Here is a 20,096-nt window from a genome sequence, read left to right as displayed (position 1 = left end):
TGCAAGTGCGGTCGTTATCGAGATGTCATGCTTTCTGGCGGGACCGGCCGTTCTCGTCGAGCAGGTCCAGGCGGGCCCGGTCGGTGTCCTCGTCGAAGCTCGTACGGCGGCGGATCACCGGCGACTCCAGCGTGGCCGCCTGCGCGAAGGTGTGATGCGCCGCCAGCCCGGCCAGCTCGGGGTCGAACCCGGCGAGGATCTCGCGGAAGCGCTCCTCGGCCGGCTTGCCGAGCGAGTCGTAGATCTCCACGCAGAGCCGCCTGGCCTCAGCACGCGGCCATCCGTCCGGCAGCAGCTCGGCCGGCAGGTCGGGGTCGAGCGCGGGGAACGTCCGCCAGTCCGTCATGATCGCGGTGCGCAGCCGCAGCGCCTCCGCGGGCGGCGGGCTGGAGGCCGCGATCCGCTCGGCGATCGGCCGGTGGGTCTCGATGAAGCGGGCGTAGCGCTCGCGCAGCGCGTTCACGTCGAACGCCCGCTCCAGCACCGGCTCCAGGTCGCCGCCGGCGATCTCGCGGGCGCGGAACACCGCGGCGCCGCGCACGCCCAGCCTGCTCAGCAGCGCGAGAGCGTCGTCCGCCCGGTCGTGCGGCGACACCCAGACCGCGTCGAAGACCATGCCGAAGTGCAGCAGGCGCAGCCCGTCGCGCAGCGCGCGGCGCACGTCGCGCTGCTCCTCGGGCACCGAGAACGCGACCACCGTCCACTGCCCGTCCCAGCGCGGCGTGACCGCGCCGAACGTCAGCAGCCTGCGCATGTGCGCCACGATCACGTCATGGGCCCTCGGCGGCAGCCCGTACGCGGTCGTGCGGCCGTTGCGCGAGCTGGTCAGCAGCCCGCGCGAGGTGACCCGGCGCAGCGCGGCGCGGGCCCCGGCCGGTGTGATGCCGAACTCCTCCAGCAGGCGGACCAGCGCCGCCGACGGGATGTGCTCCTGCCGCCAGAACCAGTAGTCGCCCAGCAGCGTGGTCAGCAGGCGCTGAGGTTCGGCCCCCTGCCGCGCTCTGGGCAGGGCGCCGGGCTCCGGCGACGCGGTCACCTGGCGCCCCCCATCATCTGAAGTCCTGTCGGCTGCGGCCGGCTGAATCCTACGTCCTCACCGATCTCGATCTCCTCTCATCGCGGCACGTGCGGGCGCAGGAACCGGCCGGGACGGTGATCGGTGAACTGCGCGCTTCCCAGGCCGGGGTCGGCGTCGGCCAGGCGCGCGGCCAGCCGGCCGAGCCCGTGAGCATGGGTGTCCTTCCAGTGGCCGGTGGCGACCCGGTCGCGCAACGTCTCGACCGCGGCGGCGAACTCCGCACCGGTGTAGCGGCAGTGACCGGGCCTGTCCACGTACGCCTGCCGCAGCAGCGGGCCCTTCCCGGCTCGCTTGACCGCGTCGGCGTACGCGCGGGCCTGGGTGACGGTGGGGTAGTTGTCGCCGCGCTCGTGCAGCGTCAGCACCGGCACGCCCAGCCGGCCGCGCGGGGTGAAGTAGTCCTCCATGTACGCCACCGCCTCCGGGTCGGCGGCCACCCTGGGCGCCTTGGCCAGGGCCGCGAGGTCGGCGTCGAGGTCCAGCCCCGCCCGCTCGTAGAGCGCGCGCACCTGCCGCTCGCGCCCCGACTCGCGCAGCTGCTTGCGGTAGTCCACCCCGGTGTTCCAGGAGAAGTTCCCGCCCGCCCGCTGCTCCAGCGGATGGCGCGGGGAGAAGACGGTCGCCATGAACGCGGCGTACTCCTGGGCCTGCTGCCCCTCCCAGTCGTGCGGCGCGGGCTCCGGCGTATCCGGCACCGACCAGGTCGAGACCTGTGCGAAGGCGGCCGCAAGCGCGATGCGCGCCCGGCCCTGCGCCGTCTGCTGCGCGGCCTCCAGCACCTCGCGGGCGGCCGCCGTGCTGCGGGCCTCCTCTTCCGCCGAGGCCAGGCGGACCAGCTTGATCGCGTCCTCGCCGGGTGCGAGCAGGGTCTTGAACGCGAACGCCGCGTCCAGCGACTGGTTGAGCATCGCCACCGGCCCGGCGACCGAGGCGCAGTACGGCAGCGCGCCGTCGATCAGATCGGGCCGCAGCTCCGCCAGGCCCGCCGCGATGGCGCCGCCCATCGACGCGCCCCACGCCAGCGTCATCTCCGGCTCGCCGGCGGCCTTCGCGAACGTCGCCAGCGTCTCGGCCGAGGCGCGCAGGCTCTCCTCGACCGCCCAGCCGTCGCCGTACGGGCGGGTCCCGGCCAGCGCGTAGCCGTGGGCCAGCAACCAGGCGCGCGAGGCCGCGTCGCCGCCGAGCTCGGCCGGCCGGTGCTCGGGACCGGCGCCCTGGCCGTAGCCGGGGGTGAAGGAGAGCACGGTGCCGTTCCAGTCGCGCGGGACCTCGATCGCGTACGTGGCGCCGCTCGGGTGCACGCCCGCGAGACTGAGCGGGCCGTTCCCTGCGGCCTGGGCGGATGCCGGTGGTGCGAGGGCGAGCGCCGCGAGCACCGTCGCGGCGCAGGATGCCCGTTTGATCACGATAAGGGGATTGATGTCCGCCTCCAGGGGTGGGAAGCTGCAACGCAAAGAAAGGCAACACATCGAGGGACGCTCGTCCGGATCGAGTCGCCGATGTTATTCGACACAAATCCTACGGTCGTCACATAAGTGTTGACAATGGTGTGAGGGCTGCTTACTTTGGCCCGACCACCTGCATGTGAGGAGCCTCGATGTTCCGCAAGTCAGCTCTGGGCGCCATCGCGGCGGCTGCCGCGATCGCACTCCTGCCCTCCTGCGGCGCCGGCCCCGGAAGCACCACCCGCAGCGCGTCCGCCGACGGAGGCCGGCCCGCCGAGCTGGTCTTCGCCGCCATCCCGTCAGAGCAGAGCGACGACCTCGAGGCGTCGTTCGCCCCGATCGTCACCGCCCTTGGCAAAGAGCTCGGCATCCCCGTCCGCTTCCAGGCCGTCACCAGCAACGCGGCCGTCGTCGAGGCGCAGGTCGCCAAGCGGGTGGACGTCGCCGTCTACGGCGCGTTCAGCTACTACCTCGCCCGCACCCGCGCCGACGTCGAGCCCGTCGCCGTGCCGGTCGCGGAACCCGGCGGCGAGCCCGGCGCGTACGCCTACGGCGTGACCCGCGGCGGCGACAGCGGCATCTCCTCGCTCAAGGACGTCGCGGGCAAGGACGTCTGCTTCACCGACCCCGGCTCGACCACCGGCTACCTCCAGCCGCTCGCCTCCCTGCGCGAGGCCGGCGTCGACGTGGACAAGGACGTCAAGACCGTGTTCACCCACGGGCACGACACCGCCGTCGCCTCGCTGCTGGCCGGCGACTGCGACATCGCCTTCGTCGGCGACGTCTTCATCGACCAGCTCTTGCCCGCCCGCGGCCAGCTCAAGCCCGGACAGGTCACCAAGGTGTGGACCTCGCCGCTCATCCCCGGACCGCCGATCGTGGTGGGCACCTGGCTGCCGCAGGACGTACGCGACAAGATCGCCAAAGCCGTGACCGGCCTGACCGCCACCGGCGCCGCCTCCGCCGGGCTGTGCAAGGGCAGCGAGATCAAGGGGCCGAAGACCTGGGGCGAGCACGCCGGCGCCCCCGCCTGCACGCTCGGCACCTCCACCGCCTGGACGTTCGTCAAGGCCACCGACGCCACCTACCAGCCGATCACCCGCATCTGCGAGGTCACCAAGGCGGAGGTGTGCACGTCCGGTGGCTGAGATCACGAACGGCGACCCGGTCCTGCGCCTGTCGGACGTCGGCAAGAGCTTCGACGGCGTCACCGTGCTCGACGGCGTCTCCCTGGAGGTGCCGCGCGGGAGCTTCGTCGCCCTGACGGGACCGTCGGGCGCCGGCAAGTCCACGCTGCTGCGGCTGGTCAACGGCATGCACCTGCCGGACCGCGGCACCGTCAGCACGCTGGGGGAGAACCCGGCCGCCTGCTCCCGCGCCCGGCTGCGCGCCCTGCGGGCCAGGGTCGGCTTCGTCTTCCAGCAGTTCGGCCTCGTCGGGCGGCTGTCGGCGATGGAGAACGTGCTCATGGGAGCCCTCGCCACGCTGCGCCTGCCCCGCTACGGGGTGATGAGCTACCCGCGCGCGCTGCGCGCCCGCGCCGTCGAGCAGCTCGACCGGGTCGGCCTGGCCGACCAGCGCTTCCAGCGCTGCGACACGCTCTCCGGCGGCCAGCAGCAACGCGTCGCGGTGGCCCGCACGCTGCTGCAGGGCCCCGAGCTGATCCTCGCCGACGAGCCGGTCGCCTCGCTCGACCCGGCGGCGAGCGTGCTCGTGCTCGACACGCTCAAGCGCATCAGCGCCGAGGACGGCATCTCCGTCCTGTGCAGCCTGCACCAGGTCGAGCTGGCGCTGTCCACCGCCGACCGGGTGGTGGCGCTGCGCGGCGGCCGCCTGGTGCTGGACGAGCCCGCCCGCGACCTCACCGCCGCCCGGCTCCGGACGATCTACGACCTCGCGGGGGCCCGCGATGGTTGACACCGCCCCTGCCCCTTCCGCCACCGCCGCGCAGGACCCCGGCCCCCTCCGGCCGCCGGTGAGCGGCCGCGCGCTCGTCGCGGCCGGGCTGCTCGGCGCGGCCGTGGCCGTCACCTGGCTGGCGTTCTGGTGGATCGGCCTGTCCCCGGCCACGCTCGCCGCCGGGCTCGACGACACCGCCCGGCTGCTCGCCCGGATGTGGCCGCCCACCTTCCCCGCCGCCGGCGACGTCGCGTCCATGATCGCCGAGACGCTGCTCATCGCCGTCGCGGGCACCGGCCTGGCCACCGTGGCCTCCGTACCGCTGGCCTTCACCGCCGCGCGCACCCACCGCGGAAGCGCGTGGACGCGGCAGGCCGCCCGCGCGATTATCGTGCTCACCAGAGCCGTGCCCACGCTGGCCTTCGCGATCCTGTTCGTCAGGATCTTCGGGCTCGGCCCGGCGGCCGGCGCGCTCGCCGTCGCCGTCCACTCGGTCGGCATGATCGCGAAACTGCTCGCCGACGCCATCGAGGAGACCGACCCCGCCCCCGCCGAGGCGGCGCGCGCGTGCGGCGCCCGCGAGGCGCAGGTGGCCGCCGCCACCGTCCTGCCCCGTGTCCTGCCCGCGCTGACCGCCATCGTGCTGTACCGGCTCGACATCAACATCAGGGCCTCCGCCGTGCTCGGCATCGTCGGAGCCGGCGGCATCGGCGTGGCGCTGCAGACCGCGCTCGGCAGCCTCAACTACCACCGCGCCGCCGGCATCATCTGCGTGATCGTCGCCCTCGTCCTGCTGCTCGAACTGCTGTCGGTGGCGCTGCGCCGCCGATCGACCGGGCGGACGCCGGGCGCCGCCGCGCTGCCCGCCGGGCGGGCACCGTACGACGTCGGCTGGGACCGCGGCCGGGTGCTGCGCGTGCTCGGCGCGACCGCCGCCCTCGTGATCTTCCTGGTCGCGCTGTGGTCGGTGCGCCCCGATCCCGGCCGGCTGTCGTCCGCATGGCCCAACCTGAGCGCGCTGCTCACCGGCATGTGGCCGCCCGCGTTCACCCTCGACCTGCTCATGGCGGTGCTGGAGAGCCTGCTCATGGCGCTCGGCGCGGCGGCCGCGGGCGCCGCGTGCGGGCTGGTCGCCGCCCTGCTCACCGCCGCGAATACCACCCCATGGCCCGCACTCGGCGCGGCGCTGCGGGTGCTGCTCGTGGTGGTCAGAGGCGTCCCCGACCTGGTGTACGCGCTGCTGTTCGTCGCCGCGCTCGGGCTCGGGCCGTTCGCGGGCTTCCTCGCCCTGTGGATCTCCTCCACGGCGCTGGCCGCCAAGTTCTTCACCGACTCGCTCGAACAGCTCGACCCGCTGCCCCGCGAAGCGCTGACCTCGGTCGGCGCGAGCCGCTGGCAGGCGTTCACCGCCGGGACCTGGCCGCAGTTCGTGCCCGCGTTCACCGGGAACGGCCTGTTCGTCGCCGACCTCGCGCTGCGCGAGTCGGTCGTGCTCGGCATCGCGGGCGCGGGCGGCGTCGGCTACCTCATGCAGGAGTCGATCGCCACACTGCGCTACGACACCACCGCCGCGATCGTCATCGCGATCGCCGTCGTCGTGTACGCCATCGAGACGCTCGCCCGCACCGCCCGCCGCCACCTGCTGTGACCGTGACCGGACGAGCCCGCGACGAAGGGACTCTGCCATGACCACCACCGCGGACCCCGGCCGCGCCTCCGACTGGGATCCCACCGCGCCCGAGACGTTCGACAGCTCCCACGCCGTCTACGCCGGCCTGCGGCGGCGCTGCCCGGTGCCGTGGAGCGACGCCTTCGGCGGCTTCTGGGCCGCCACCCGCTACGAGGACGTGCTGCGGGTGGCCCGCGACAGCCTGACGTTCAGCACCGCCACCCAGAACGTCGTCCCGCACGTGCCGCGCACCCAGCGCCGCCCGCCGCTGCACTTCGACCCGCCCGAGCACGGCGTCTACCGCGCCCCCATGGACCGGGTGCTGCGCCGCGCCGTCGTACGCCGGCTCGAACCGGCCTTCGCGCGGGCCGCGCGCGAGCTGCTGGAGCCGCTGCTGGCGCGCGGCCGCGGCGACTACTCCCAGGAGTTCGCGCTCCCGTACGCGGCGCAGTGCTTCGCGATCTTCCTCGGGCTGCCGGTCGAGCAGGTGCTGGAGATCCGCCGCATCGGCGTCGAGTACAGCTTCGCCATCCAGGAGATGGACCGGGCGAGGGTCGCCGCGGCCAGCGAAGAGCTGTACGCCATCGCCCGCACCATCGTCGCCGAACGCGCCGCCGACCCACGAGACCCGGACGAGGACCTGGTGTCCAGCCTGCTGGAGGCGTCCCGCGACCCTGAGCGGCCGATCCCGCACGACATGGTCGTGGCCACCGTACGGCAGACCGTCGTGGCCGGCATCGGCGCGCCGCACGCCGTGCTCGGCAGCGCCGCCGTCCACCTGTCCCGCGACCCCGCGCTCCAGGACCGGCTGCGCGCCGACCCCGGCCTGCTGCCCGCCGCCATCGAGGAGCTGCTGCGGCTGTACGCCCCCTACCGGGTGTTCGCCCGCACCGCCACCCGGGACGTCGAACTGGGCGGCCGCACGATCCGCGCCGGTGAGCCGATCGCGATGATCTTCCCCTCGGCGAACAGGGACGAGGCGGTGTTCGACGACGCCGACCGGCTCGACCTGGAACGGCGGCCCAACCGGCACCTCGCGTTCGGCCGCGGCCCGCACCGCTGTCCCGGCGCCGCGATGGCCCGCCTTGAGCTGGCCGCCGCCCTCGGCGAGCTGCTCTCCTGCACCTCACTCGTCGCGGCGGACGGCGAGGTGGAGATGTTCAACTGGCTCGAATTCGGCCCCAAGTCCGCCCCGCTGCGCTTCGTCCCCCGCACCTGACCCCGCTTCCCGGCCCAGCCGGGTTCGTCCGCGTCCAACCCTTCCCGGCACGACCCTCTTGCCGGCCTCACCCATCCGATGTGGAGGCACACACCGATGTCGGCCCGCTTCAAGACCGCCCGGATGCTGCTGGCGGCGACCGTGGGAGCGGTCGTCCTCGCCGGCTCCGTCCCCGCCGCGACGGCCTCGCCCGCCCGCAACCCCTTACCGCCGGCTCCCGCGGCGGCCCGCACCGTCCTGCCCACCGTCAGAGAGGCCGCCGACGGGCTCCCCGGCCACACCGTCTACCGCCCCGCCGACCTGAAGAAGCTGCGCAAGGGCAGCCTGCCCGTGATCGTCCACGGCAACGGCGCCTGCGCGAAGAGCAACCTCGAAGGCATCGCGTTCCTCACCGGCCTTGCCTCCCAGGGGTACATCGTGATCGCCAACGGCGGTGTGTCCGACTTCCCCGTACCGAGCACGCCCGAGGAGACCATCGCGCACCCCGAGGCGCTGCTCGCCGCCGCCCGCTGGGCCACCGAATCGAAGCAGGCGCGCAAGCAGTTCGAAGGCCGCGCCGACACCACGCGCGTCGGCGTGCTCGGCCACAGCTGCGGCGGCGTCGAAGCGCTCGCCGCCGGCACCGACCCGATCGTGGACGCGGTCGCCGGGTTCAACACCGGGTACCTGCCCGAGCCGGCGTTCGGCGGATACGGACGCGACCGCCTCGCCGATCTGCACACGCCGACGCTCCTGGTCAACGGCGGCCCTGACGACGTCGCGTACCAGAACAGCATCGACAACTACGCCCTGCTCGACGTCCCCGCCGTGCTGGCCTCGAACGCGAGCGCCGGGCACGTCGGCTTCATCGCCGGGCTCCAGGCGACGACGGGCTGGCAGGTGGCCGCGGACTGGTTCGACTACACCCTGCGCGGCGACCGGAAGGCCGGGGCGCGCTTCGTCGGCCCGGACTGCGGGCTGTGCGGGGAGGACGGCTGGACGGTCGAGTCGAAGGGGCTGTCGCTGTGAGCCGCCGCGCATCCGCGATGCTGAGCCTGGCCGTCGCGGTCACGACCGCCGTCTCGGCCGCCACCATCACGGCCGTTCCGGCCGCCGCCGTCTCGCGTGGCGGCGCCGGTTCCGTCCCCGGCGCCGCCGCCGGGAAGACCACCGCAACCCCCGCAGCCGCTTCACACGTACGGCGGGGCGGGACGCCGTGCCTGCCCGGCTCGCCCGCCCGTCCCACCTGCATCAGCGGCACGCTCAGCGACGGCACGCCTTACGAGTTCGTCGTCCCGGCCCGCTGGAACGGCACCGTGGTCGTCGCCCTCGACTTCGCCGGCACCGGCCGTAACGAGGAGCTGACCGCCCGGCTGCTCGCCGACGGTGTCGCCCGAGGCGGGACCAGCCGGGAGATCACCGGCTGGAACCTCCGCGCCGCCATCGACAACCAGGCCGAAGCGCTGGCCCGCTTCGAGCAGGCGTACGGCAGGGCCCGCTACGCCGTCGCCTCAGGGGCGTCCATGGGCGGCTTCGTCTCCGCCGGTGCCGCACAGCTCCACCCCGGCGCCTTCCACGCCGCCGTCCCCATGTGCGGCGGGCTCAGCGGATCCGTCGCCCAGTGGAACCAGAAGCTCGACACGATGTTCGTGCTGGAACGCCTGGTCGCCCCGGGACTCCCGGTGATCGACATCCCGGAGGACGTCGAGTCGGCCCGCCAGGCGTGGTTCGACGCCCTCGCCGCCGCCCAGCGCACCCCTGAGGGCCGGGCCAGGATCGCGCTGGCCGCCGCGATCGGCCAGCTTCCCGCCTGGGGCAGGAACCCCGACGGCAGCACGCCACCGCCGCCCGCACCCGGCGACGCCGCCGCTCTCGAAGAGGGCGCCTACCTCGCGCTCGCCGGAGGCCCCCTGCCGTACGTCGGGCAGGCCATGAGCAGCCGCCGCCAGCTCATGCAGGTGGTGGGCGGAAACCCGTCGTGGAACACCGGCGTCGACTACGCCGCGCAACTCCGCCGGGCCGAGCCCGCGCTGCGGCGCGCCGTGGACGAGCTCTACACGGCCGCGGGGCTGAAGCTCGCCGACGACCTGAAGACGCTGGCCGCGGCGCCTCGCATCGCGGCCGACCCGGACGCCGTCGAGCGGTTCGCCCGAGGTCTCGTGCTGGACGGCAGGCTGCGCATCCCCGTCCTGACCCTGTCGAACATCGGCGACCAGATCTCCACCGTGGCCCAGCAGCAGGCGTACGAGGAGAACGTGCGCCGGGCGGGAGCGGGCTCTTTGCTCCGCCAGACGTACACCGAGAGCGCCGGCCACTGCGACTTCTCACCGGCGGAGCAGCACGCCGCGCTGGCCGTCATGTTCGACCGGCTGCGCACGGGCCGCTGGCCGGCGACGTCCGCTCCGGCGATGAACGCCCGCGCGGCGCGCCTGGGAGCCGACCCCGCTCCCCGGTACATCCCGTTCACCCCATCCCGCTTCAACCGCCCGTACCCGGCGGGAACCACGCGCCCGTAGCGCTGGGATGCGGCCGCGCGGCTGTCCGGCCGCGCGGCCGTGTGACCGGTCGGGGCGGAGGGCTGTGAGCGGTGCGGGCCGTGTGGCCGGTCGCCGCGGAGGGCCGGGCCGGGCGGCGTGGGCGACGTCGAGCAGTCGGGTGGACGCGAAACCAGGAGAACCGGACGCTGCTTGCCGAAAGCTAGAAATGCCTTCTGCTAGCCACTACCAGGCTCCGGGTACTTCCGGTCGCGGCCGGGCGATCGGCGTCCGGCGTACGAGCCGAGCGAGGACCCAAGCCCATGCCACCCACCATGCGCGCGATCACCCAGGACACCTTCGGCGGCCCCGAGGTGCTGCACCTGGCCGAGGTGCCGCGCCTCGCGCCGCTGCCCACGGAGATCCTGGTACGCGTGCACGCCGCCGGCGTGAACCCCGTCGACTGGAAGACCCGCCAGGGCTCCGGCATGGCGGGGGTGCTCGGCGACCCGCCGTTCGTGCTGGGCTGGGACGTCTCCGGCGTGGTGGAGGAGGTCGGCTTCGGCGTGACCATCGTCCAGCCGGGCGACGAGGTGTTCGGCATGCCGTGGTTCCCGCGCCAGGCGGGCGCGTACGCCGAGTACGTCACCGCGCCGTCCCGCCAGTTCGCCCGCAAGCCCCGCTCGATCGGCCACGTGGCCGCCGCCGGTACGCCCCTGGCCGCCCTCACCGCCTGGCAGGCCCTCATCGACACCGCGCACATCGGCAGCGGGCAACGCGTGCTCATCCACGCGGCGGCCGGCGGCGTCGGCCACCTGGCGGTGCAGATCGCCAAGAACGCGGGTGCGCACGTGATCGGCACCGCCCGGTCCGCCAAGCACGACTGGCTGCGCTCGCTCGGCGCCGACGAGCTCATCGACTACACCACCACGCGCTTCGAGGAGGCCGTACGCGACGTGGACGTGGTCATAGACCTGATCGGCGACGTCCACGACCAGACCAGCACCCGCTCGCTGGGAGTCCTGCGCCCCGGCGGCCTGCTCATCGCCGTCCCGTCCGGCGTGGCCGCCGAACTGCTCGACCGCGCCCGCGAGCAGGGCGTACGAGCCACCGGCATCCTGGTGGAGCCCGACGGCGCCGCCCTCACCCGCATCGCCGACCTCATCGACGAGGGCGACCTGACCGTCGAGGTGGAGCAGACGTACCCGCTCGCCGAGGCCGCCGAAGCCCACCGCCAGGGCGAACAAGGCCGCACCCGCGGCAAACTCGTCCTCACCGTCACCTGACCGTTCGATCGACGATCGTTTTCGACCGCGCCGCCAAGCCATTCCCGGAAACGCGCGAACTCCGCGGGGCCACGAACACCGTGGATTTCGCCGTGATGCTCAGCCATGGCCACCGATCGGGTGCTGGCCGGGCGACATGACCGTCCTCATCGTCATCCGCCCGTCAGGGGCGCGGTTGAGCGAGCGTACCAATGGATAATGAACGGTGCTTGCCGATCGCGTCGCACAGTCATTCCTGAAAGTGGGGCGAATTTTTCGCGCGGTGAATCGTCGAATTCGATGCGACGATCCGACGGGCTGCCTTATGGAATTGTCTGCGACACATAAGGCGGTTCACATCGCCGAGTCGCCATACGCTGACCTCGTGCCGCGCGCTCAGTGTCTCCAGAACGTCATTCGACGTCGCAGTTCGTGACCGGCGGTAGGTGTTCCGTTCGACTTCACGGCTGGCAGTCGCCCGACAGCGCACGAAGAGTCCGGCGGGCCCCTTTGCTGGGACGTCGGCTACGCGGGCCCGCCGTTTGCCGTGCTCCTGTGCATGCCATCGTTCACCTGTCGCCTGACGTGAGCGTCGTCCTGGGTCGGTGTGTTGCCAGCCCAGTCCGCTTGCGCGACATGTGTGCGCTCACGGCGAGTTGTCGTTTCATGCTGGCCGAATTCAGATTATTTCGGCCGCCTTTACTCTCAATTCGGCGGCTTGGTACTCCGACTCTAGGGCTTGGCGTGCGAGTCGCTGGGCAATCTCCACCAAGGCGAGATCGTCGCGTGTCAGGTCTTCGTCGCTTGCAGGGCTTTGTGGCACATGCTCTGGTTTCGACATATGTGTCCCCTTCGACATGGTGATCTGTGTACGTGGCTCATTCAAAATAGCCTGCAACCGCCTCCGGTGTCAGCCTGGTGGAGTTGACGATTAGCCGACTTCCCTGCAGGCGGGCGCTCATTCCGGACCATGAAGAAGTTTCCGGATGTCGTCACGGAGTTTGCGCGTCCGTGCGGTGTCCGGATGACGATCTCCCAGTACGCGGGCGCGGCGCGCAAGCAGCGCGTTGGCCTGCTCGTATGCCTTGCTCAGCTCGTTCAACTCCAGCAGGATGGCGATGTAGGAGAAGGTCAGCGCCATGGCGTGGACCTCATCCAGGCGTTCCTGGTTGCGCGCGAGCGTAGCCTCCGCCTCCTGCCTTGCTTCGTCGATACGTCGCTGGACATGCAATGCGCGGACCAGCGTGCCTCGCACGAAAAGGACCTCGTTAAGAGGTGAAGTCCCGCTTGGATCCCACTGACTCAGGATTTCCCGGCACATCCGTTCGGCCAGCGGAGCCCGTCTTTCTTCTTGCGCGAGGATGGCGCGGGCGAGGCTGTGCTTGACGACCATGCTGTCCGTATGGTTCGGGTCGAGCGCGTCCTCGGCTTCGAGAATCCCCCAGAGGAGTTGCTCTGCCTCCTGCCAGCGGCCCTCCTGGACCAGGATCGCTTTGGCGAGCTTGTGCCGGCTTGCCCACGTATCGCGGTCGTTCTCGCCGAGTACGCGCGCGCGATCCGCGATCAGCTCGCGCAGGCGTGTCTCGGCGAGTTCGGCCTCTCCGATCTCGATCAGCATGCGTCCGTGCTCATGACGCAGTGCCATGATCTCCCTGTCATCCGAGGAGAAGCCGTACGAGCCGCAACGATCGATCAACCGGGGAAGAAAGTCGTTGGCCGGTGACAGGAGGCCGGCCGCGATGAAGTAGCGGCTCGTGGAACGGGCCAGGCCAAGGGCCTTGCGAATGAGGTCCTGCTCGTGCGGAAGGGTGGCGACGACGGTGTCGGTGATTTGCACGACATGCGGCGCAACCAACTGCCACAGCGCACGGTCTTCGCTCTGATCGGGATCCGACTTGCCGAGAGCGTCTTCCAGCAGTCGTAGCGCGAAGCCGTAGTAGGCACGTGGCCGGCTCATCACGTCGCGGTCAGTGCGCAGGACCAGGTGTACGGCCGGGTGCATGGAGACGGTCTGGGCCAGGTATTCACCCAGCCGGTTCCCTTGTCCACGGACCGGCTGCAAAGTGACGAGGCCGACATCGTTCAGTCGTTGCAGGATCCTGTCGATGTCCGGAGTGGGGTGACCGTCGAACAAGTCGGCGTGAGCCAGCTTCTCCGCTGTGTGCACCGGATAGGGGATGGCACTGGGATTCATGCAGGCCAGCACTTTCAGCAGTGGTGCCGCTTGAGGCATCCCGCTCTTCGCCAGTGCGTCGAGTGAGATCTTGAAGACCTCGTACACCAGCTCCAGTCCCAGCTCTTGATCCAAAGGACCGCATCCGGGGACCGCTGTCAGGCGGGATTCCAGGTCACGCCGATAGGCGGTGAACGTGTGTCCGGTCTCCCCGGACTGTTCGAAGCTGTTCTTGATGTGCCTCGCCGCGCACCAGAGCGCGAGCGGGAGGCCGCCCAACGTCCTGGAGAGCAGTCGCGCGTCTTCTCGTGTCCCGGCTGATGGCTGTCCGACCGTCTTGGTCAGTATCGCTATGCCGTCATCTTCTGCCAGGGGATTGATGGTCCTGATCTGGCACCAGGGTCCCCACGTGGTCTCGTTGCGGTCATGGCTGGTCACGATGACCCGGCCGTGTTCGGTAGCGGGTGTGCGCAGCCAGCCTCTGCCGTCGGCGACTCGTCCGATGCCTGCTGCGAGGGAGTCGGCGTTGTCGGCGTTGTCGAAAACGATGAGCCAGGGGCGTCCATGGTTCTCGAGTGCGTTCCAGATCACGTCCGGAACGTTCCGCGCGCTCGTCGCTTCGACGAGGGTGCTCTTCGGAATGCCGAGGCGAAGTCCCAGTTGCTGCATTGCGGTATGAAGTTCGGTGACGTTGATCCACCAGACGTCGCGCTGAGGACGCATCCGGTGAGCCGCTTCAAGAGCCACGCGGCTCTTCCCCACACCGCCCAGTCCGGCGAGCACGAGGACTTTCGCGTTGCTGGCCAGTATGGCTTCGACATCCTCGGCGCGACCCTGTAGATCGCTCACCTCCCGCTGCGACCACGGCGGTTCGATCGACACCTGAGCGATACCGTCGAGGGAGGGGATGGGGGCCGGCGGGGCCGGTGCCCCCAGTGGAGCGCTACGTCCGCCGTCTGATGCCAGATATTGGCGGATAAGACGTTTGAAGAGCTGGTAGGACTCGTCGCTCGGGCCGCGCGGCCGAATGATCGACTTGTGGTCGCCGGGGACCGTCTCCCTGTTGCGGAAGGGATAGGTGGCGTCGACGTTGGGCGCCACGCCATCGGTGGCACCGCCGCATGCCGTTATGGGGAAGGGGCAACGCTCCTCAAGGGTCTCGATTGCCGGAACGTCCGCTTGCATGCGGCGGTGCAGCCACTCCTGCGGGTGCCGGATGAGCAGCAGCCTTCTCAGCCCGAGTGCGATCTTTGAGCCCGCGTTAGGACAGGCGTACATGAGCAGGTGGCTGATCCGGGAAAGATCGTATGAGGCACCGTTCCGCAGGGCCTTTGACAGGAAGATCTGTGCGACGATGCCTCCCTGGCTGTGCGTCACCAGGAACACCTTGTGTCCGTCTGCGACATTGCTTCGAAGGAACGATCCTAAATTGTCGGCAATGTCGTTGAATGTCGGTATTTTTCTCGAGAATCTTGTGATGAAGAATGGAGAGGAGTAGCCGAAGTGAAGCAAGGTGGTTTTGTCTGATAGGTCAGGATCCGTGCGGATTGTCCACTCGAAGTGCTTCCAGGTCTTGGGGCTTGAGAAGAGGCCATGGATAAAAACCACGTAGATGCGATCTTTCCCCACGCTACCCCTCCGTCTCATCATCGTCCGTTAGTGGTCGGTGTTCATCACGATAGTCCCCATAGTCGGACTTTTGTGTAGCCCAAGAGGAAGATGTCAAGATTGGATATGATTGCGGCGGCTGATGCGCAGTGGTCAAGTTCGGCGAATCATGCATAATTCGGACATCCGGCAAAATGCTGTGCGCTGACCATGCGGTCGCGTACCTTGTACCTATGAGAAGGGGAACTCCTTCTGCGAGGCTCTCAGAACTCGGCTTGAAGCTGCCGCCCGTCAGCCCGGCGAAAGGCTCCTATGTCCCGGCTGTTGCCGCAGGGGACTTCTTGTTCGTATCCGGCCAGATCCCGATGACCGGTGGGGAAGTGGTCGTCACCGGGAGGGTCGGCGATCAAGTATCGGTGGAGGTCGCAGCCGGTCTGTCGCGGCAGTGCGCGCTTGCCGCACTGGCGGCGGCGGATGCCGCTGTGGGGCTCGACCGGATACTGCGCGTGGTGAAGGTGGTCGGCTATGTATCGTCGGCGCCTGGCTTCACCTCACAAGCCGACGTTGTCAACGGCGCCAGTGATCTGCTGTGCGAGGTTTTCGGAGCAGCGGGACGGCACGCGCGCACTTCGATCGGGGTCGCGGTGCTACCCCTGAATGCTCCCGTCGAAATTGAGCTGACGCTGCACATCGATACGTAGGTCCCGCATCGCTCATCCCCGCCACCGACGCTGACCTGATCCGGCCCAAGGGGCGCGAACGCTCTGATCACCGCCCTGGCCCGTCCGTGCCGGCACTCGAGGGACAACGACCGACGGCCAATCGTGGCGGTGACCATGATGACACGCCACGTCCACTGCGTGATGCTGATCCCAGCCACGCGGTACCCGGGATGCGGTGCCGAAGCGAGGTGGGCCTTCAGATCACAGCCTGAGCGCTGATCCTGTGACGGCGATACCGCTAGCGGGATCCTGTGGGATGGACACGGTGATGGTACTGGGGCGACCCATGTCCTCGCCCTGCAGAACGGTTACCGTCGCCGGGAGCGCGACGAGCTTCAACGCGCGCAGGTAACCGCCGAGCGCCGCAGCCGCCGCGCCAGTAGCGGGATCTTCCACGACGCCCCCGGGTGGGAAGGGATTCCTGGCATGGAAGATGTCGTCGCTCTCCCGCCAGACGAGGTCGATGGTCGTCCATCCGGTACGTTCCATCAGCATGGCGAGCAGGGAGAAGTCGTAAGACAGATGCGCAAGGCGTTCACGGGTCCGGGCGGCGATGATCGGATGAGAAGCGCCTGCGTGAGCGACTTTCGGCGGGAGGCCGGCATCGAGGTCGGTTCGCGACCAGCGCAGGGCTGCAAGAAGCTCGTCGAGGAGTGTCGTGTCCAGATCATCGACGTGCGGTGGCACGCTGACGAGGGTCGCGACCGTGAGCCCGGTGTGCGTGACCGAAGTCGACACTTCGATCGGACCGGCCTGCGTGTCCAGCAGCAGTTCTCCGGGGCCATGCCGGTCGGCGAAGGCCACGGCCGTCGCGATGGTGGCATGACCGCAAAAAGGAACTTCCACCATCGGGCTGAAGTAACGGACGGCTAGGTGCCGGTCGGCTCTCCCGGTGACGAAGGCGGTCTCCGAATAGCCGACTTCGGCGGCGATCTCGAGCATCTGCTTCGGGTCGAGGCCCGCGGCGTCGAATACGACCCCCGCGGGATTACCGCCGTCGGTACTTTCGCTGAAGGCCGTGTACCGCAGAATCTCCATGAGGGCACGCTAAACTCTTCGATAAGTGGCCGACAACCGCTTTGCTGAAGTTGTGCAGGCGCGGTGGTCAACCCCAAGTCAGTAATTGTCCGGTATCCGCCATGGAGACGGAAAAGCCGAGGGCTATTCTGCGGCCGCCGTTGCTCGGTCGTACCGCATGAAAGTTTCTCGGATCGAGTAGCACGGCTTCGCCGGTTCGTGGCCGCATGTGGAAGGATTCGGCATCGCCGACGACGGACTCTTCGAAACCGTAGGATCCAGCGGGTTTGTGCTTGTCGTCGGCAGGATGCCAACGGTGTCGCCAGACAACCGTTTCGCCTCCTTCGTCCGGTACGCTGAGATACAGGTTGAAGGCGAATTGGCAGATGATGTCGGCGTCGAGGAAAGGGCCGGAGAACTCACGCTGCGCGTCGTCGAAGTGCACGAGAAACCCTTGGTTGGGCTCGCGGGCGACTCCGGCGCCCATGGGTCGGCCGCCATGCCGGGCGACTTCCACTGGCTGTGGCAGTTCGGCGCCCAATCGGCTCCGGCATAGTTCGAACGGGTCGAACGGAAGCTTCAGGTCATCCCAAGCGCGCCTGCTCTCGTCGACCGCGGTCCAATAGTCGTCGGAAATGGTTCCGTTCTTGCGGTAGTCGCTGACGCCTACGCCGAAGCGCATCACTTCGGGCCGCACTCGTTGCCGGCCGTACGTGGCGAACTCCACCTTGAGGAGCGCGTCCAAGACGAGCGCACACTCGTCTGGCGAGAAAAAGCCCGGCACTCGAATGGCTGCGCATCGACCCGCCGCGAGATCGGCAATCAATCGGCGCTCGAACCGGTCGGCGATCACCGGTTCAAAGAACGGATCGTGATCATAGGCTGGGTCCATAGGCACCCTCCGACCCTATTGAACGACCGTATGCCTGAATCATACTCAGGTTGAGCAGTGGTGCATAGACCTGGGGCGTCCGGGTGCATTCGAAGAGCCGTTATCTGATCAATCGGTGCGGCCGAAATGTATACGGCAGAGGGTGGGCCGCCGTTTCCTTCTCGGGTGCGTGTCGTTGACTCCCGTGTCGGCCTTCGTCGGGTGTCCCAGTCAACGTCGCCGCCCGCTGTACCGTTCATCGAGATTTTTGTGCCGTGAGTTGCCGGTGATCCGTATGACTTCTGGTATGAACGGTGCAAGTCGTACAAGAAGCTTTCAGAAAGCAAGTACGAAGAGGTGGGAAGTCGACTGTTGCTCACCGGCTGAGGTGAGTTTCGCGCACCGGGTCCGGACCGGACGACCGGCACGGCCGGGTCGCCGGGAACGAAAAAATGTAGGCGCGTTCGTCGGCGACTACGGCACCGCAGATGAAGACGATCAAACAGCCATACCACCCGGCGCCAACACGATCACGGTTTCCTGAATGTCGCTGAGACGAAGCGCGGCAGCCCGGGAGCGAGCCGCGGAAAAGTCGTCCGAGAAGGGAAGGGCGGGAACCCGTCCAGGCACGCCGCCTTCCGAGGGCCATGCGACGGAGGCCGATACCTCCGCCGCCGCTCGCCGGTCCGGGCAAGCCGGCGGAAGCGCTGTCCCCGTGCGGGGGAGAACCGCGAGGTGCGCGCTCTTCCCCCGGCGGGTTCGGCTTCGTGCAGCACCCGAGCGCCGTCCGCACGCGGCGGGGCGGCGCGTGCGTGGACGTCGATCCGACGTCAGAACGGCGAACCGCGCGCTGGAACCGGCCGCCGCGACCGTGAACCTGCGCCCGTCGGGCGGTGGAACCGAGCCGTTCGCTGACGGCTTCGCCCACGTATCGGTGGTGAAGACCCCGCAAGCCGCGCGCGACCCGCGCTCGCCACGTGCGGGTCGGGCTCTGCATGTCAGGGCTGGAGGTGAAGGCCGACGGCTCGGGAGTGCTCGGCGTCTGTGACCTGGTCACTGGCGCGTACGAGGTGCAGACCGATGCCGTACCCGCTGATGACGACGAGCGTGTAGGCGTCGATCGGCGTCCCGTCCTTACGGTAGGCGACGCCGGTGATGGAGAGGGCGGGCTCGCCGGGGGAAGCGCCGCACAGCCGGGCGGTGGCGGGGTCCAGCGAGGTCGGTTCGACGCGCTGGAGGCTTTCCTGGACGCGATGGCCCACGGCCGCCAGCGCGTCGACGACGGTCGCACAGCGCTGGAGCACCTGGGCGTCGATCCGGTCACCGACGTCCGCGGGAAGGATGTCGGTGGCGACACCGTAGACCTTGCCATCGCGCACCCGGGTGCCACGGAAGCGGACGGCCGGGCTGCCGGCAGGGATGTGCAGCCGAGCGGCGAGCGCCTCGTCGGCGATGATGGTCCGCCGGGATCGGTGCAGCTCGTGGACGTGGTGGGCCTCATCGTCGAGGTCGTCGAGGAAACCGGTGTAGACCGGCCCCGAACGAGGTGACAGCGGCTCGATCGGCGGTTCGGTGTTCACGTAGGTGCCCGAGCCGCGCCGGCTGGTGAGATATCCCTTGCCGCGGAGGTCGGCGATGGCCTGGCGGATGGTGCTGCGGCTGGCGCCGAAGCCGGCCGCGAGCTCCTCTTCGGGCGGCAGCCGGCTACCAGGCGGGTAGGTTCCGGCGAGGATCCGCGCCTTGAGCGACATGGCGATGCGGATGTAGAGCGGCCGGTCCGGTCCCGGCGGGCGTACCACTGCTTGATGGCCTTTCAGCTGCTCGCGGATGCGGGTCTAGATCGTGCTGCCAGCATAGGAGGCGTCCGGCAGGGCGGTGAGCCGGAGCATCGTGCCCGGCCACGGCGAACCTCCCCAGATGCCGGTGCAGCTCCCCCACAACCGTTAATTTGTAGGGTGTACCATACAAATCCGGCCGAGGCTCGCCGATGACGCTCACGCCGTGCTCCCCGCACCCCGCTCGGCAGAAAGGTGGCAGACCGCATGCACCGCCGGCTCGACGTTCCCGTGCTGACCGGATCTCGCGTACGCCTGGAGCCGCTGGCGATGAGCCACGCGGCGGATCTGGCGGAGGCCGCCGAGGAGGACCGCTCCTCCTACGCCTTCACCCTCGTGCCCCGCGCCGATGAGGTCCCGGCCTACCTGCGCGCCCAGCTCTCCCGCGAGGGGCTGACCCCTTTCGCCCAGATTCGGCTGAGCGACGGGAAGGCGGTGGGATGCACCGGGCTCTGGGATCCCCGTACGTGGCCGGGCCGGGACGAGCTGCGCGCGGTGGAGATCGGCTGGACCTGGCTGTCCGCCTCGGCCCAGGGCACCATGATCAACGCCGAGGCCAAGCTGCTCCTGCTCACCCACGCGTTCGAAACGCTGAACGTGACCCGCGTCGATCTCAAGACCGACGCCCGCAACCACCGCTCACGCCGGGCGATCGAGCGGCTCGGCGCGCACTTCGAGGGCGTCCTGCGAAGCTGGTCACCCTCCTGGGCGCCGGGTGAGGAGGGCCTGCTGCGCGACTCGGCCATGTTCTCGGTGATCGCCCCGGAATGGCCCGCCGTCAAAGCGGCGCTGCGCGAGCGCCTCGCCGCCGCGCCGGCCGAGTCCGCGCGAGCGAGGTGAGA

Annotated in this window: 15 protein-coding genes; 9 read left to right on the top strand and 6 right to left on the bottom strand. The window is 69.7% G+C overall.

All coding sequences use genetic code 11. The features are described from left to right. Window positions 1–25 precede the first annotated feature (25 nt). Window positions 26–1,036 (bottom strand): PaaX family transcriptional regulator C-terminal domain-containing protein, encoded by a 1,011-nt coding sequence (locus tag AB0K67_RS03125; protein ID WP_364051966.1) that lies wholly within the window; start codon window positions 1,034–1,036, stop codon window positions 26–28. Window positions 1,037–1,113: 77 nt separating this feature from the next. Next, window positions 1,114–2,484, bottom strand: a complete 1,371-nt coding sequence (locus AB0K67_RS03120) for a hypothetical protein (protein ID WP_364051963.1) — start codon at window positions 2,482–2,484, stop codon at window positions 1,114–1,116. A gap of 191 nt (window positions 2,485–2,675) precedes the next feature. Between AB0K67_RS03120 and AB0K67_RS03115 the strand changes: the two genes are divergently transcribed. From AB0K67_RS03115 to AB0K67_RS03085, 7 genes are all read left to right on the top strand, one after another. Then, entirely contained in the window at window positions 2,676–3,671 is a 996-nt protein-coding gene (locus AB0K67_RS03115) for a phosphate/phosphite/phosphonate ABC transporter substrate-binding protein (RefSeq protein ID WP_364051960.1), read from the top strand. Then, complete coding sequence (locus AB0K67_RS03110) at window positions 3,664–4,440, top strand: phosphonate ABC transporter ATP-binding protein (RefSeq protein WP_364051957.1); 777 nt, start codon at window positions 3,664–3,666, stop codon at window positions 4,438–4,440. Before AB0K67_RS03115 ends, AB0K67_RS03110 begins: the two co-directional genes overlap by 8 nt. Then, the gene (gene phnE / locus AB0K67_RS03105; RefSeq protein ID WP_364051954.1) at window positions 4,433–6,070 is read left to right on the top strand and encodes a phosphonate ABC transporter, permease protein PhnE; all 1,638 of its coding nucleotides are present in this window, start codon (window positions 4,433–4,435) and stop codon (window positions 6,068–6,070) included. The genes AB0K67_RS03110 and phnE overlap by 8 nt, the downstream gene beginning before the upstream one ends. 37 nt (window positions 6,071–6,107) lie before the next feature. Beyond that, the gene (locus tag AB0K67_RS03100) at window positions 6,108–7,310 is read left to right on the top strand and encodes a cytochrome P450 (RefSeq protein WP_364051951.1); all 1,203 of its coding nucleotides are present in this window, start codon (window positions 6,108–6,110) and stop codon (window positions 7,308–7,310) included. 96 nt (window positions 7,311–7,406) lie between these two features. After that, the gene (locus AB0K67_RS03095) at window positions 7,407–8,318 is read left to right on the top strand and encodes a hypothetical protein (protein ID WP_364051948.1); all 912 of its coding nucleotides are present in this window, start codon (window positions 7,407–7,409) and stop codon (window positions 8,316–8,318) included. After that, window positions 8,315–9,805: a hypothetical protein gene (locus AB0K67_RS03090; RefSeq protein ID WP_364051945.1), complete on the top strand. Its 1,491-nt coding sequence runs from the start codon at window positions 8,315–8,317 to the stop codon at window positions 9,803–9,805. The genes AB0K67_RS03095 and AB0K67_RS03090 overlap by 4 nt, the downstream gene beginning before the upstream one ends. 281 nt (window positions 9,806–10,086) lie before the next feature. Beyond that, complete coding sequence (locus tag AB0K67_RS03085; RefSeq protein WP_364051942.1) at window positions 10,087–11,049, top strand: NADP-dependent oxidoreductase; 963 nt, start codon at window positions 10,087–10,089, stop codon at window positions 11,047–11,049. A gap of 937 nt (window positions 11,050–11,986) precedes the next feature. Here AB0K67_RS03085 and AB0K67_RS03080 read toward each other — a convergent pair. Beyond that, on the bottom strand, window positions 11,987–14,830 hold the full coding sequence (locus AB0K67_RS03080; RefSeq protein WP_364051939.1) for a hypothetical protein: 2,844 nt from the start codon (window positions 14,828–14,830) through the stop codon (window positions 11,987–11,989). Window positions 14,831–15,042: 212 nt separating this feature from the next. Between AB0K67_RS03080 and AB0K67_RS03075 the strand changes: the two genes are divergently transcribed. Next, complete coding sequence (locus tag AB0K67_RS03075) at window positions 15,043–15,510, top strand: RidA family protein (protein WP_364051936.1); 468 nt, start codon at window positions 15,043–15,045, stop codon at window positions 15,508–15,510. 222 nt (window positions 15,511–15,732) lie between these two features. Here the strand turns inward: AB0K67_RS03075 and AB0K67_RS03070 are convergent, their stop codons facing one another. The 3 genes from AB0K67_RS03070 to AB0K67_RS03060 all read right to left on the bottom strand — a co-directional run bounded on the left by AB0K67_RS03070 (window position 15,733) and on the right by AB0K67_RS03060 (window position 19,218). Beyond that, on the bottom strand, window positions 15,733–16,569 hold the full coding sequence (locus AB0K67_RS03070; RefSeq protein ID WP_364051933.1) for a PhzF family phenazine biosynthesis isomerase: 837 nt from the start codon (window positions 16,567–16,569) through the stop codon (window positions 15,733–15,735). A gap of 67 nt (window positions 16,570–16,636) precedes the next feature. Continuing rightward, window positions 16,637–17,440, bottom strand: coding sequence for a hypothetical protein (locus AB0K67_RS03065; protein ID WP_364051931.1), 804 nt, complete (start codon window positions 17,438–17,440; stop codon window positions 16,637–16,639). Between the two features lie 977 nt (window positions 17,441–18,417). Next, complete coding sequence (locus AB0K67_RS03060) at window positions 18,418–19,218, bottom strand: GntR family transcriptional regulator (protein WP_364051928.1); 801 nt, start codon at window positions 19,216–19,218, stop codon at window positions 18,418–18,420. Window positions 19,219–19,461: 243 nt separating this feature from the next. On the opposite strand from AB0K67_RS03060, the gene AB0K67_RS03055 reads away from it, so the two are divergent. Continuing rightward, entirely contained in the window at window positions 19,462–20,094 is a 633-nt protein-coding gene (locus AB0K67_RS03055; RefSeq protein WP_364051925.1) for a GNAT family protein, read from the top strand. Window positions 20,095–20,096: the final 2 nt, after the last annotated feature.

Source organism: Nonomuraea sp. NPDC052634 (assembly GCF_040678535.1).
GTDB lineage: Bacteria > Actinomycetota > Actinomycetes > Streptosporangiales > Streptosporangiaceae > Nonomuraea > Nonomuraea fastidiosa.
This window is presented reverse-complemented; position numbering and strand designations above follow the sequence as displayed.